Source organism: Pseudarthrobacter humi (genome assembly GCF_024294965.1).
GTDB classification, from domain to species: Bacteria; Actinomycetota; Actinomycetes; order Actinomycetales; family Micrococcaceae; genus Arthrobacter; species Arthrobacter humi.
Genome location: NZ_JANCLV010000002.1, coordinates 403,951 through 417,243, shown reverse-complemented (window position 1 = coordinate 417,243; position 13,293 = coordinate 403,951). Strand labels below are relative to the sequence as shown.

The window sequence follows — 13,293 nt, the reverse complement described above, 5'->3', positions numbered from 1 at the left end:
GCAGGGATCCTTAGTTTCCGACGAAGAGACCGTTGGTGCGGCGTGCGGCGAGGTACAAGACGATGCTGAGGATGGACAGGACGGCCACGTAGACCGGGAAGACCCAGCTCAGGCCCAGGGACTGGAGCCAGACCAGCAGGTAGGAGGCGGTGCCGCCGAACAGGGCGACGCCGATCCCGTAGCCGAGGGCCACACCGGTGCCACGGCAGTTCTTGGGCATCAGGGACGTGCTGACGACGTTGTAGAGGGTCATGTTGAGGACCAGGACCAGGGAACCGCCGAGCAGGACCGCCGCGAAGCCGCCGATGCCTGGCTGGACGTACATCAGCATGAGGAACACGGAGGGGATGGCCAGGATGCGGGTGATCAGGAACCAGCGGGACATCGACCTGCCGTCGGCCAGCTTGCCGATGATCCAGCTGCCGACCACCATGACGACGCCAAGGGCGGTGGTGATGGCGAAGACCGACGTCGGGTCTTCCTTGAAACCGCTGCGGGCGGCGCTGGGCAGTCCGACGTTCCAGGCGTAGTTGTAGGCCTGTGCTGCGCCCACCACGAAGATGATCGCCAGGACGGAGAGCCAGTGCTTGCGGACCCCGGTCCAGACGGCGGTGGGGGAGTTGCTTGCCATTTCTTCCGGACGCAGGGTCTCCGGGAGGGCGCGGCGGAGGTAGACGACGACGAGGCCGAAGGCCGCGCCGATGATGAATGGCACACGCCAGCCCCATTCGGCCATAACAGCGCCGCCGAGGGTGAGGCTGGAGAGGAAGCTGACCAGCGAGGCGAGCAGGATGCCGATGTTGACGTAGAAGGACATGATGCCGGCGACGTAGCCTTCGCGGCCTTCAGGCACTAGTTCCACGGCATGGGAGGTGGAGAGCGGGGCTTCGATGCCGGTGGAGATGCCCTGCAGGATGCGGCAGGCCACGAGGATGATGCCGGCCCAGGCGCCGATCTGCTGGTAGCTGGGGCAGACGGCAATGACCAGGGTGGTGCCGGCCATCAGCATGATTGACATAAGCATTACCCGACGTCGTCCGATCCGGTCCGCCAGGGTGCCAAGCAGGATGCCGCCGAGGGGGCGGAAGGCGAAGCCGACGGCGAAAACGGCCAGGGCGTTCAGTGTGGCCGAGAGCGGATCGGTGTTGGGGAAGAAGTTCGGGCCGATGAAGGCCGAGAGGAGGCCAAAGACCATCCAGTCGTACCATTCCAGGGCGTTGCCGAGGCCCAGTCCCAGCAGGCCCTTGCGGACCTCGGGGGTGAACTTTTCGTGTTTGCGGGTGGGGGAAGCTGACGTGACTGCGTTGTCCGTCGTTTGGATATCGAGCATGGAAGTGTCCTTACGCTTACGCCTTCGGAGGCGTGGGAGGGTATGACGCATCGACGCCTGTTGAAGCAGGCGTCCATGCGAAAGTGGCAAGGAGTGTCGGCGGCCACGGTTCGTGTCCGGACAGTTATGGGAAAACGCTGACGCCGCTTGGGGACGGCAGGATTACCACGCGTGTGGTGCGTTGACCCAGATCGCTACGCATACCTCTTCGTAGCTGTTTTTGTACCAGTGGGGGATCTCTGAGGAGTAGGTGATTGAGTCACCCTCGTCCAGGCTGTAGCAGACGCCATCAAGGTAGACGTCCTTGCGGCCGGAGATGATGTAGCAGAACTCCTCACCGCTGTGGGTAAAAGGTGTTGAACTGGTGTCGTGCCCTGGGGGCGTACTGATCCACTGGGCTTCGATGCCACCGTTTACGTCCGGGGTGAGCAGTTCATGTTCTGCTCCGCCCACGGACTCGCGGGTGACGTTCTTCAGGCTGCGCCGCGCGGATCTGCGGACCACTGGGGACTTCGTTTGCTCCTGGCCGATGAAGAATCTCCCCACTGGGATATCCAGTCCGTGGGCCAGTTGCGCCAGGGTGGTGAAGGACGGGTTCGCCATGCCGCGTTCTATCTGGCTGACGATCGCTTGGCTAAGGCCGGTGATCTCCGAGAGCTTGGCGAGGGTCAGGCCCTTTTCCTTGCGCATGGTGCGCACCTTGTTCCCGACAGTCGCCAGCAGGGCGCTGGTGGCGGGCGGGGCTTGGGTTGCGCTCTCGGTGGTCATCGCGAATCTTTCACTGGGTGATCTGACTCACATAACTATAGTGAAGATTTTTAGCGAGTCAACGGTTCTTCCTAAGTAAAGTGAAAGAATTTACAGAAGTGTGGATTGAGGTGCCAAAAAGCCTTTGGCGCGAACGGACACTTGGTGGACCTGTTTTCCAGGCGCGAACTGGCACGAGATGACCTCAGATCCGAGTTCTGCAGGGGTTGCCTGCCGGTTCGCGCCGGAGGGCGGGCCTCAACTTTCCGTTCGCGCATGGTCAGCGGGATGCGGTTCAGGTGAAGAAGTCCGGCACGGACCTGCCCTGCGCTCGGAACGTGTTTATGGAGGAGTTCTTCACGCCGCGAACGGCTCGTTCACCGCGTTCGACGGCGCTGGGCACCACCGCCCGGTTCTGCTCAAGGTGCTGCCTGCCAGCGGTCAACGAGTCATCTTTAGCAGGGTGAAAGTTATATAGGAGCGAGGTTCTTGGGCGGGTGGGCGGCCGTCTCAGCCGCCCACCCGCACCTGGTGCTAGCCGAGCTCGCGCATCGGGTCGGGCCAGTTGCCCACTGTCGAGACGACGTGGGCGCGGTTGATCACAGCAGTGTTGATGGACATGACAGTTTCTCCTGACTGAACGTGGTGTCCGCGCGCCGGTGGTGCGCGGGTGGTCATTGTCTGCCGCGAAAAGGGCAGAGATGACCTGTTCAGTCGGGTGAGGAGCCGGGGTCGAAGGAAGGACCGGCCGGCAGCGTCACGGCGTCGGACAGATGTGGTCCACTGTTGGCTGTGGGGAGGGACGGCCAGGACCCGCCAAGGTCAGCCGCACCCTCGGAGCCTCCGGCTGACCCGGAACTGGCCGTCCCGGCGCCATTTGCCAGGGCAGGGGGAATTCGCAGCGCAGGGTTTTGCGGCCCGTTTTCGGGGCCAGAAGGGCTTGCCGATGCCTCCGGCGGGGAGGCCAAGCCTGACCGGTCCTGGGCCGGGCCGAAGCCGAACCTCGGGGTGTTGGTGGCCGCCAGGCTAGGGCCGGCCGGTGCCGGGCTGACGCCCGCATTGCTGCCCCCCGCAACCGCGCTCGACGCCGGGAGGCTGGGTGCCGCTGTTGGCAGGAGGCCGGGTGCCGGCGTCGTACGCGGCGGCAGGCCAGGCAGCGGGGCGATGCCAGGAACAGGCAGCAGATCGGGCACGGGCAGGAGCGGCGGCAATTGCTCAGGCAGCGGCAGGACATCGGGGAGGGGAAGCGGGAGGGGCGCCTGTACCAGCGGCAGATCGGGAAGCCCGGGCACCAAGCCAGTGACGGTATCAACAGTGTCGGTGACGGCCGGCAGCGCGGGGGCAGCCAACGCGTTTGCGGCGGCCGCGGCCGAATCCGCCAGGGACGTTGCGGTTGCCAGTGCAGTTCCGCTTGAGCTCACCACGGCGGGAGGGACCGGAACAGGAAGCGGTTTCGCACGTGCCGCGGAAGCGGGCTGCAGGAGGTCTCCGGCATCCGGCAAGGGGCTGGACGCGGTGGCTGTTCCGGCTCCCCAGACGAGCCACGCCAACGCGGCCAGGAGGGCCAACAAGACAGGCCGGGACGCAGAGCGGCAACGAGCCCGCAGTATCGCCCCCATCCGATTCCCCCCTCGCCGATGGGCACTAGCGTACGCTCGGCCCCGGCCGCCGTCCAGCATTAGTTTTCTCCGCCGTCGCGCACAAAGAAGCCGGTGCAGCTGTTCGCGGAACGCGGCAACTGCACCGGCGGGTAGGACGAAAATTCAGAACTTATTGATCATTTCTCATTCGCGGCTCCTGTATCCCGGCTTGTCATTTCCGGGCTATTTCCTCTCGCCGGACATGTTCCTGGAGAACAGCCAGCCAGCAGCTACCATCGCTACGCCCAGCACCAGGTGGGTCCAGTTGTCAGCCATGTTGAACGACAGGAAGTTGGCCGCCGAGTCAACGCCGACACTGAGCCCGAAAATGCTGAGGATGATGTACAGCGCGCCTGCTCCGATGAGGAAGTTCCGTGCGCCATGTTCGGTCCGGGACATCGCCCAGCCCGTTGCGCCGATGACCAGCTGCACAATATTGAGCAGCATGGACACCTGGAACAGCCCAAGGAACATTGCATGGGAATCAGGTCCCAGGAACATCAATTCGCTGTACTGGGTGGTGACGCCGGGGATAAAGCCCAGGACACCCACCACCAACAACAGGATACCTACTCCCATGCCCGCATTCTGGACGTCTGCGCGCCCAAAATGAACGTGTGCATGCGGGGATGCGGTAGTCATTTTTTCTGCCTCCAACCACTGATTGCGGACATTCCAATTTTACGGCGGACGCGTGGAAAAAGCGCCGGATCAGGCCAGGGTGTGGCCTTCAGCCCAGCTGCATCAGCGACCCGGATGAGGCGCCCCGACAGTCTTAACGCCCGACGACGGCCCCATCACCGGCGGCGGCCGTCCCGCCGTCGTCGTCCGGTTCTTCGCCTCTGGTGAGGCGCATCTCGCAGGGGAGAATGAGCCTGTCGAAGCCCGGCCCGAGGCCCCGGCCGTGACACCATGGGACACGATGAAACTGCGCGCTGATCAGACCGGAGACCGAGGCCTTCCCATGCCCTTGTGGCTGCAGGGAGGCCTCGAAACGGCGCAGGCTGCCATCATCTCCGCGCTCCTGGCGGTGGTGCCCATTGTGGCTGTATGGGCCACGGCGGGGTTCCACAACACCGCCTTTGATGCCCTGGCCCGCCTCGCCGGCCAAGGCTGGCTTCTGATTCACGGGGTGCCGCTGCAGCTCGCCGTGGTGTCCGGCGAGGCTGGTGCGGCCGGCAGTCCAGGCTCCGGCCTGCTGACGCTGGTGCCCCTCGGCCTGACCCTGGTCCCGTTTTTGCTCGCCTGGCGTGCCGGGCGGCGCCTGGCCCGGGCCTCCTATGCGGACCAGCTGTGGCAGGCGCTGCTCGGGTCCTGGGTGGTCTACTCGGCGTTCGGCGCTGCCACCGGCTTTGTGTGCCGCACCGCCGACGTCGGCATCAACATCTGGGCCGCCATGCTGATCCCGCTGATCCCGTTTGCCCTCGGCATGGTGATCGGCGCCCGCCGCGAGGCAGGGTCCTGGAGCCGCCTGATCGGCGTCGACGCCGTCGACTGGATCTCGCGCACCAGCCAGCATTCCCGCTGGGCCGGCTCTTATCTGGGCTCCGCGGCGAAGGCCGGCTGTGTGGCCCTTCTGGCGGCGTTTGCGCTCGCCGGTGTGCTCCTGGCCGTGGACCTTTTTATCCACTGGAACCTGGTGATTGCTGTCTATGAAGCGCTCGACGCCGGCGCGGTAGGGGGTGCCGCCCTCACCATCGCGCAGCTTGGGTATCTGCCCAACCTTGTGGTTTTTGCGCTGGCTTGGGTCTCGGGCTCGGGCTTCGCCCTGGGCGTGGGCTCGCAGGTGGGGCCGCTGGGCACCGCCACCGGGCCGCTGCCGTCCATCCCGGTCTTCGCCGCTATCCCGTCGGGTCCGCTGGACTACGGGTTCGTGGCGCTGCTGCTGCCCGTTCTGGCGGGGATCCTGGCAGGCTGGTGGTTCCTGCGCGAAGGCGAAAACCACTTCGACGAGTGGCTCTCCATCAAGATTGGCGCGCGCTGGTTCACGGCCACGGTGTCCACGATTGCCCTCGGCGCGCTGGTGGGCGTTGTGTCCGGGTTGCTGGCCGCGGGCCTGGCCTGGCTGGCCCGGGGCTCCGCCGGCCTCGGGCGCCTCACGGCCATCGGACCCGACCCCTTGTGGATGGGACTCTGGATTGCCGCGGAGGTGGGCATCGGCGTCGTGATCGGTTACGCGGCCGGACCGTGGCTGGAACGCCAGCAGCACGTGGATGAGGAAGCGGAACTGGCCCGCTGACTTTCGTGGCTGCTGCTGGTGTGGCTGCTGGTGGTGTGGCTGTTACCGGAGACCCGGCAGCGAGCTTTCCAGCTGGACCCGGCAATTGGTGAGCGCCTGGTCGGTGAGGGCCTCGCGTGAGCAAGCCTGGAAGTCCTGGACCTGGCGGAAAAACAGCGCCGTGGCCAGGATGACCAGCAGCATGATCAGCGAAACCACCAGCCCCGAGATGGTGCCGAACAGGACCAGCTTGGACTCCTTGAGCCGAGCCGACCGGACCAGCAGAAGGATGCCCAGCACAAAGCTCGCCGCGGTCAGGATGCCGGTGAGCCAGAGGTAGCTGACGTCGAGCTGGTAGACGAAAAAGGCGCCCAGCACGGTGACAATAAAGATCCGGAACAGGTTGCGGGTTTTGGCGAGCGAGTCCTTGGCGGCGTCGCTGAGCGGCTGTTTGGTCCGTTGCTGGCCAGCCGGTTCCGGGGTGTTGTTCATGTTTTCCAGCCTACGCGAGCGTGCCCATAAGCTAGACCCATGCGCATCGTAGTCCTCGTTTCCGGTACCGGGTCCAACCTCCAGTCAGTCATCGACGCCGTCAAGGCAGGGGAGCTGGACGTGGAAATCGCGGCGGTGGGTGCCGACCGGGAGGGGACCTACGGCGTCGAACGCTCCTCGGAAGCCGGGCTGGAGACGTTTGTGGTCAACTTCAACTCCTTCCCCACCCGCGACGAATGGGATGCCGCACTGACCGCCCGCGTGGCTTCCTACGCCCCGGACGTGGTGGTCTCCTCCGGCTTTATGCGCATCGTCAGCGCCGACTTCATCGCTGCCTTCAACGGCAAATACCTCAACACACACCCGGCCCTGCTGCCTGCGTTCCCCGGCGCCCACGGAGTGCGCGATGCCATGGCCTATGGTGTGAAGGTCACCGGTTGCACGGTGCACTGGGCCGACGCCGGTGTGGACACCGGGCCCATCATCGCCCAGGAAGCCGTCACGGTTGAACCGGGCGACACCGAGGAATCCCTGCACGAACGCATCAAAGTGGTGGAGCGCCGGCTCCTGGTCAATACCCTGGCAGCCCTCGCCGCCGCCGCCCCTGCCAAGTAAGTAGCAGCAGATGTCGGTTTGAACCCTCAGAACGACATCTGCTGTTACCCAGTTGGGCCCGTGGGGGTATGCCTGTGGATAACTTCCGCGGGACGGCACGAAATTTGCCACCATGGGCCTATGAAGACTCCGCAGCCGCTGCCGGAACAGCTGGCTTCCGCCGCGTTCACCTTCCAGGAAGCGGCCGACGCCGGTGTAACGGTCGGGCGGTTGCGGCACCGTTCGCTGGCGGCGCCGAGCCGGGGGATCAGGCAGCCGCTGCCCCATCCGGTCGTCGAACTATCTTCAGTGGTCCGGCCGTTGACCCTGGTCACGGAATTCTCGGCCGCTTCCCACGCCACGGCCTTCACGTTGTGGTCATTCCCAGGTTTCCTCCCGTGCACGGACGATCCCGTCACACACATCTCCAGGCCGGACACCATGGCCATCCCGCGTCGGGCGGGGGTTCGGGGCCACCGCGGCCAGTTCTTTGCCGGTGAAATCATGAGTCTCAACGGCCTGCTCATCACGTCCCGGACACGGACATGGCTGGATTGTGCCCGGAAAATGAGCATTGACGAATTGACCGTGGTGGCCGATCACCTGCTAAGGATTCCAAGGCCTGAGTTCGAAGGCCGCGCGGAACCGTATGCCACGCCGGCGGACCTGGCGGAAATGCTCGACCGGCACAAAGGAACGCCCGGCATCCAGAAGGCACGCCTTGCCCTTGAACAGGCGCGGGTCGGGTCCGACTCCGCCCAGGAAACCAAACTCAGGCTGGCACTGGAGTACCACGGGCTGCCCGAACCGCGGCTGAACGTTCCCGTGGAACTGGGCGCCGGCGTCGTACGTCAACCGGATCTCGCCTATCCGGAACAAAAAGTTGCAGTGGAATACGACGGCGAAGGCCATTCCGAGGCGGCGCAGATCGTCCGTGACATCGCCCGCGAAGAGGACTTCGCACGAGCTGGATGGTTGCTGGTCAGAATCTCCAAACGCCACATGGAGAACGAGGCGCGCGGCGCCGTCGCCAAAGTCCGTTCAGCCTTGCTCAGCCGCGGCTGGCAGCCCAAGTAGGTAGCAGCAGATGTCGTTATGAGCCCTCAGAACGACATCTGCTGTTACTTAGTTGGGGGAGGGGAGGGGAGGGGGAAGACGACGTCGGGGGCTACTCGAGGCGGCGCTGCTTCGTTTCGGGGGAGAAGAACGCCATCCACAGGACGGCCACCAGCACCAGCCCGCCGGCCAGGGCGAAGGACGTGGCCAGGCCCAGCTCCGGCCAGAAGTAGCTCGCAAATATCAGGGGCCCAAAACCAGCCCCCAGCCGCGAAAATGTTGATGCCCAGCCGAAACCCGTGCCGCGGAGCTCGGTGGGGTACAGCTCAGACACGTACGCGTAGAGCACCGGAATCGCTATCTGCACCACAAAGCCGAACACCAGCAGCCAGAACACCGCCGCCGTGGGGATGTCCACCACAATCGCCACGATCACCAGGGTCAGGGCGGACAGCGGGCCGGTGATGGCCAGGATCCACTTGCGGCCCACACGCTCCACCAGCAGCGCTGCCACAACAACACCCAGGAGCCCCACCGCGGCCATGGACGCCGTGGTCACAAACGCCTTGTATTCGGCGAAGCCCGCGCCGATCAGGATCCGTGGCATCCATGTCAGGGACAGGTAGTAGACCAGCAGGATGCTGAAGAACAGGGCCCAGGCCGTGGCTGTGATCTTCCAGTTGAACTGCCACACCAGCCGCAGCTGGTGCCAGGCGCTGCCGGCGGAGAGCCGCGGAACTTCCTGCGCGTCGGGCAGGCTGTAGGCCCGGGGTTCGACGCCCGTTGCCGCCACGAGGTCGTCGATGACCTTGGCAGCTTCGTCGCGGCGGCCCTTGCGGATGAGGAACAGCGGCGACTCCGGAACGCTGCGCCGCACCCAGAACACCAGGAGCGCAGGCAGCACCATCACCAGCATGGTCAGCCGCCAGTCGCCGAACACCGCCACGAGGCCGGCGGACACAAAACCGGCAAGGGCCGCGCCCACCGGCCACCAGCCGTCCATCGCGGTGAGGACCTTCCCGCGCTGCTTGCGTGGTGTGAACTCACCCACCAGCGCGTAGTCCACGGGAATGCAGCCGCCCAGACCGAAGCCGGCCATAAAGCGGAACACGCAGAACCAGATGAAGTCGGGGGAGAAGGCGCCCAGGACCGTGAAGAGCGAGAAGATCAGCAGCGTGGCCGTAAACGCCTTCTTCCGCCCGATCGTGTCCGCGATGGTGCCCCACACAAACGCGCCCAGGGCCATGCCGATCAGGTTGGACGTACCCACCCAGGCCACTTCGCCGGGAGCCAGGGCCCAGTGGGTCGAGAGCAGCGGGATGAGGATGCCGTTGAGCGTCACGTCCCAGGCATCAAACATAAAGCCGAGGCCGCCGATCACGAAGATCCTGCCCTGGACTTTCCAACGCCAGGGCAGTTCCTGGACCACTTGTTCGCCGCTGGGCACAGTGGTGTAAGTATTCATCGCAGCCTCCTGTGAAAACTCTAACCGTGCCCACTGACGTTCACACTGCCGCCGGCAAACGGGGCAAAACCGCGCAACACGATAAACTGGGCCCATCCCCACCAACCGCGGCACTGTTCCGCGAGATCAGACGGAGACTTTTTGTGAGCGTCACGCAGCCTGACCGTGTATCCATCGACCGTGTTCCCATCCGCCGGGCGCTGATCTCGGTCTACGACAAGACCGGTCTGGAGGATCTCGCCAAGGGCCTGCACGCAGCCGGCGTGAAGATCGTTTCCACCGGTTCCACGGCCAAGAAGATCGCTGCGGCGGGTATCCCGGTCCAGGAAGTCGAGGAAGTCACCGGGTCTCCGGAAATGCTGGACGGCCGCGTCAAGACGCTGCACCCGCGCGTCCACGGCGGCATCCTGGCGGACCGCCGCGTCCCCGCGCACATGGAAACCCTCGCCGGCATGGAAATTGAAACCTTCGACCTGGTGGTGGTGAACCTCTACCCGTTCGTTGAGACCGTGAAGTCCGGCGCCGCGCAGGACGATGTCGTTGAGCAGATCGACATCGGCGGCCCCGCCATGGTCCGTTCGGCAGCGAAGAACCACGCCGCCGTCGCCATCGTTGTTGACCCTGCGTTCTATGGCTCCGTGGTCACCGCCGCCGCTGAGGGCGGCTTTGACTTGAAGACCCGACGGCGGCTGGCCGCCAAGGCGTTCGCCCACACCGCGTCCTACGACAACGCGGTGGCCACCTGGACTGCCAGCCAGTTCCTGGATGAAGACGGCGACGGCGTCATCGACTGGCCTGCCTACGCCGGCCTGTCGCTGGAGCGCTCCGAGGTTCTCCGCTACGGCGAAAACCCGCACCAGCAGGCTGCGCTGTACGTGGACAAGGCAGCCCCGGCCGGCATCGCGCAGGCCGACCAGCTGCACGGCAAGGCCATGAGCTACAACAACTTCGTCGACGCCGACGCCGCCCTCCGCGCCGCGTTCGACTTCGCCGAGCCCGCTGTCGCCATCATCAAGCACGCCAACCCGTGCGGTGTCGCCGTTGGTTCCGCTGATGCCGCTGACCCGATCGCCGACGCCCACGCCAAGGCCCACGCCTGCGACCCCGTTTCGGCCTTCGGCGGGGTCATCGCTGCCAACCGGACGATCACCGCAGCCATGGCGCAGACGGTTGCCGGGATCTTCACCGAGGTTGTCATCGCCCCGGACTTCGAGCCGGCAGCCGTGGAGATCCTCGCCAAGAAGAAGAACATCCGCCTGCTCGCACTGCCCGAAGGCTACGGCCGGTACCCGGCCGAAATGCGCCAGGTTTCCGGCGGTGTCCTGGTACAGATGAGCGACAAGGTGGACGCCGACGGCGACAACCCCGCCAACTGGACCCTCGCCGCCGGCGAAGCCGCTGACGAAAAGACGCTCGCGGACCTCGCCTTCGCCTGGACCGCCTGCCGCGCCGCCAAGTCCAACGCCATCCTGATCGCCGATCACGGCGCAGCCGTGGGCATCGGCATGGGCCAGGTCAACCGGCTGGACTCCTGCCGCCTGGCCGTCGAGCGCGCCAACACACTGGGCGTTTCGGTGGAGTCCGACGTCGAAGGTGCTGGCGGTGCGGCTGGTCCGTCGACAGCGGAGGCGAGCGTTGCACCCGAGCGCGCCCGCGGCGCCGTCGCAGCCTCCGACGCGTTCTTCCCGTTCGCTGACGGCCTGCAGATCCTGATCGACGCCGGCGTCCGCGCCGTGGTCCAGCCCGGCGGTTCCGTCCGGGATGAGGAAGTCGTCGCCGCGGCCAACGCGGCCGGCATCACCATGTACTTCACGGGTGCCCGCCACTTCTTCCACTAATCCCCACCGGCTCCCTAACCTCGCAAGCTCGGTCAGGGGACCCTGCCGGCGTGGGCCCACCCACCGGCTCCCTAACCTCGCAAGCTCGGTCAGGGGACCCTGCCGGCGTGGGCCCACCCACCGGCTCCCTAACCTCGCAAGCTCGGTCAGGGGACCCTGCCGGCGTGGGCCCTGGGGTTAAACGTCGACGGCGCCTGTCCCCACTGAGGGGACAGGCGCCGTCGGGTCTTAACGGGCAGCTAGGAAGGACGTGGTGCCGGGTCCGCGCCCCGCTGCATGAGGCGCGGACCCCCTTCCGGAAGCCGAAGCTCCCGGGGCTTTGCAGCGGCCATTCGCTGCTTGGTCCAGTACTCGAGGATCTCCTCGCGGGGCTGGCCCGATTTGCTGTGGCTGACGGATCTGGCCCCGGATGCCTCGTCAGGAGAGGTCTTCCTAGGCTGCTGCGGCACTGTAGTAGGTCTCTCCGATGACGCTGCCCCAGTACGGGCCGTACATCACGGGCTTCGGGCTGTAGCCGTAACTGTTAATGGAGTTCTGGAACCCGTCGGAGCCGCTGCCGATGAACCACGGGCCGCCTGACGAGCCGCCGGTCATGTCGCAGGAGATTCCCTGCGTGCCGAACTGCGGGTTGGTCCTGTCATTGGTGGCCGTGCCGGTGCAGCTCCAAAGCCGCTCGCCGTTGAAGGGCTTGGCTGCGGGGTAGCCGTAGGCGGTGTACTTCAGGCCGCGGGCTTCATTGAATGCCACGCCTGAGCCGCCGACGACATCCTCCAGCAGTGCGCCGTCTTGCCTCGGGTCCATCACGGCAAAGCCGGTGTCGTAGCTGATGTCCCCACCCGCGCTCCACTGCGTGGGCGTGAAGTACTCGGCGGCGGTCCACGCACCGTAGGGGGCCACCCCGTCCTTGTACTTCGGCACAAAAACGAAGTTGGTGGCGAACGAGCCGGGACCGTCGTTGAGGCAGTGTCCGGCCGTCGCAACGGTGCTCTTGTTCGACGCCGAAACGACGTTTCCGGAGCAGACGTAATTTTGGCCGCCGAGGGTGAAGAACACCTTGCCGATGTGGGCTACCGGGTCCGCAGGCTGTGCGAGCGAGGGCTTGACCCTGGTACCCGCCACGGTAGTTTTAGGCCCCTTCAGCACGCTCGCAGCGCTGGATGATTTACCGCGTTCCACCGCCTTGCTGGCCAGGACGTCACCGGGAATCGCCGCGCGCATGCGGTCTGATGTCCAGTAGTCTGCCGCGCCGGTACTGTCCGCCGTTGCGCGGGCAACCGAAGGTACTGCCTTATCGTCCGACGCCGATGGGGCAGCGTAGGCGCCCCCGGCGCCAACCAGCGCGATTATGGCAGCTGCCGAAAGGCTCAGGAAGCTGGCAGCCAGGGAGCTGGTTCGCGTCATTGTTGTCCTGTCTAAAACGGGTGTGAGGGGGTCCGGGACGGCCCGCCGCATGACTCCTCGAACTTATCGACGTATGACAAATTTGTAAATAGTAGTGACGCCTCGGGTATGGTCCCGGGAGGGCGTTCATGAGCTCGCTGGCGCGCCGCTCTGGCAAAAACAGCCGCTGAAGCGTACTTTTCTCTATACAGTTACACGTCCGATCTGGGCTCCGGACTCTCAGCGAATTGGGGTCCCACCGTGATTGCTTTCTGGAAGTCCGCCAAGAAGTCCGCCGCGCATGGCCGGCATTTTGCAGCCGAAGGGAGCGCCCAGGGCGCTTCGCCGGAAATTGAGGCATACGCCGCAGCCCTGCAGCTGCGCGACGTTGATCCGGTCCACTCGTTCACGGCAACGGAGGAATTGCGCCGGCAGGACCCCAAATACGTGCAGCTCTGGCCCAGTGACATACCCCACAAGAGGCGCTGAACGGATCCTCACCTGCGCCGGTGGTTCCCGGCGGTAAAGCGCGA

14 protein-coding genes are annotated in these 13,293 nt (G+C 65.4%); 5 read left to right on the top strand and 9 right to left on the bottom strand.

The features are described from left to right. Positions 1 to 10: 10 nt before the first annotated feature. From NFC73_RS04890 to NFC73_RS04865, 6 genes are all read right to left on the bottom strand, one after another. The gene (locus tag NFC73_RS04890; protein ID WP_254748072.1) at positions 11 to 1,330 is read right to left on the bottom strand and encodes an MFS transporter; all 1,320 of its coding nucleotides are present in this window, start codon (positions 1,328 to 1,330) and stop codon (positions 11 to 13) included. Positions 1,331 to 1,492: 162 nt separating this feature from the next. Further along, complete coding sequence (locus NFC73_RS04885; protein ID WP_254748070.1) at positions 1,493 to 2,098, bottom strand: helix-turn-helix domain-containing protein; 606 nt, start codon at positions 2,096 to 2,098, stop codon at positions 1,493 to 1,495. A 274-nt stretch (positions 2,099 to 2,372) separates the two neighbouring features. After that, a complete protein-coding gene (locus NFC73_RS04880) occupies positions 2,373 to 2,522 on the bottom strand; it encodes a hypothetical protein (RefSeq protein WP_254748068.1) in 150 nt (49 codons plus the stop codon). A gap of 89 nt (positions 2,523 to 2,611) precedes the next feature. After that, complete coding sequence (locus NFC73_RS04875; protein WP_254748066.1) at positions 2,612 to 2,755, bottom strand: hypothetical protein; 144 nt, start codon at positions 2,753 to 2,755, stop codon at positions 2,612 to 2,614. Between the two features lie 32 nt (positions 2,756 to 2,787). Further along, positions 2,788 to 3,648, bottom strand: coding sequence for a hypothetical protein (locus NFC73_RS04870; RefSeq protein WP_254748064.1), 861 nt, complete (start codon positions 3,646 to 3,648; stop codon positions 2,788 to 2,790). 252 nt (positions 3,649 to 3,900) lie between these two features. After that, a complete protein-coding gene (locus NFC73_RS04865) occupies positions 3,901 to 4,359 on the bottom strand; it encodes a DUF4383 domain-containing protein (protein ID WP_372494574.1) in 459 nt (152 codons plus the stop codon). A 280-nt stretch (positions 4,360 to 4,639) separates the two neighbouring features. Here NFC73_RS04865 and NFC73_RS04860 point away from each other — a divergent pair, with 280 nt between their 5' ends. Further along, a complete protein-coding gene (locus NFC73_RS04860; RefSeq protein WP_254748060.1) occupies positions 4,640 to 5,956 on the top strand; it encodes a cell division protein PerM in 1,317 nt (438 codons plus the stop codon). A 42-nt stretch (positions 5,957 to 5,998) separates the two neighbouring features. Here NFC73_RS04860 and NFC73_RS04855 read toward each other — a convergent pair whose 3' ends face one another. Beyond that, positions 5,999 to 6,427, bottom strand: coding sequence for a hypothetical protein (locus tag NFC73_RS04855; protein ID WP_254748058.1), 429 nt, complete (start codon positions 6,425 to 6,427; stop codon positions 5,999 to 6,001). A 39-nt stretch (positions 6,428 to 6,466) separates the two neighbouring features. On the opposite strand from NFC73_RS04855, the gene purN reads away from it, so the two are divergent. Together purN and NFC73_RS04845 are read left to right on the top strand one after the other, a co-directional pair. Further along, positions 6,467 to 7,042: a phosphoribosylglycinamide formyltransferase gene (gene purN / locus NFC73_RS04850; RefSeq protein WP_254748056.1), complete on the top strand. Its 576-nt coding sequence runs from the start codon at positions 6,467 to 6,469 to the stop codon at positions 7,040 to 7,042. Positions 7,043 to 7,162: 120 nt separating this feature from the next. Beyond that, positions 7,163 to 8,098, top strand: a complete 936-nt coding sequence (locus NFC73_RS04845; protein WP_254748054.1) for a DUF559 domain-containing protein — start codon at positions 7,163 to 7,165, stop codon at positions 8,096 to 8,098. Between the two features lie 91 nt (positions 8,099 to 8,189). Here the strand turns inward: NFC73_RS04845 and NFC73_RS04840 are convergent, their stop codons facing one another. Further along, positions 8,190 to 9,542: an MFS transporter gene (locus NFC73_RS04840; RefSeq protein ID WP_254748052.1), complete on the bottom strand. Its 1,353-nt coding sequence runs from the start codon at positions 9,540 to 9,542 to the stop codon at positions 8,190 to 8,192. Positions 9,543 to 9,685: 143 nt separating this feature from the next. Here NFC73_RS04840 and purH point away from each other — a divergent pair, with 143 nt between their 5' ends. Beyond that, complete coding sequence (gene purH, locus NFC73_RS04835) at positions 9,686 to 11,380, top strand: bifunctional phosphoribosylaminoimidazolecarboxamide formyltransferase/IMP cyclohydrolase (protein ID WP_254748049.1); 1,695 nt, start codon at positions 9,686 to 9,688, stop codon at positions 11,378 to 11,380. A gap of 432 nt (positions 11,381 to 11,812) precedes the next feature. Here purH and NFC73_RS04830 read toward each other — a convergent pair whose 3' ends face one another. Then, positions 11,813 to 12,781, bottom strand: coding sequence for a trypsin-like serine peptidase (locus NFC73_RS04830; protein WP_254748047.1), 969 nt, complete (start codon positions 12,779 to 12,781; stop codon positions 11,813 to 11,815). 240 nt (positions 12,782 to 13,021) lie between these two features. Between NFC73_RS04830 and NFC73_RS04825 the strand changes: the two genes are divergently transcribed. Next, the gene (locus NFC73_RS04825; RefSeq protein ID WP_254748045.1) at positions 13,022 to 13,249 is read left to right on the top strand and encodes a hypothetical protein; all 228 of its coding nucleotides are present in this window, start codon (positions 13,022 to 13,024) and stop codon (positions 13,247 to 13,249) included. The last annotated feature ends 44 nt before the right edge of the window (positions 13,250 to 13,293 follow it).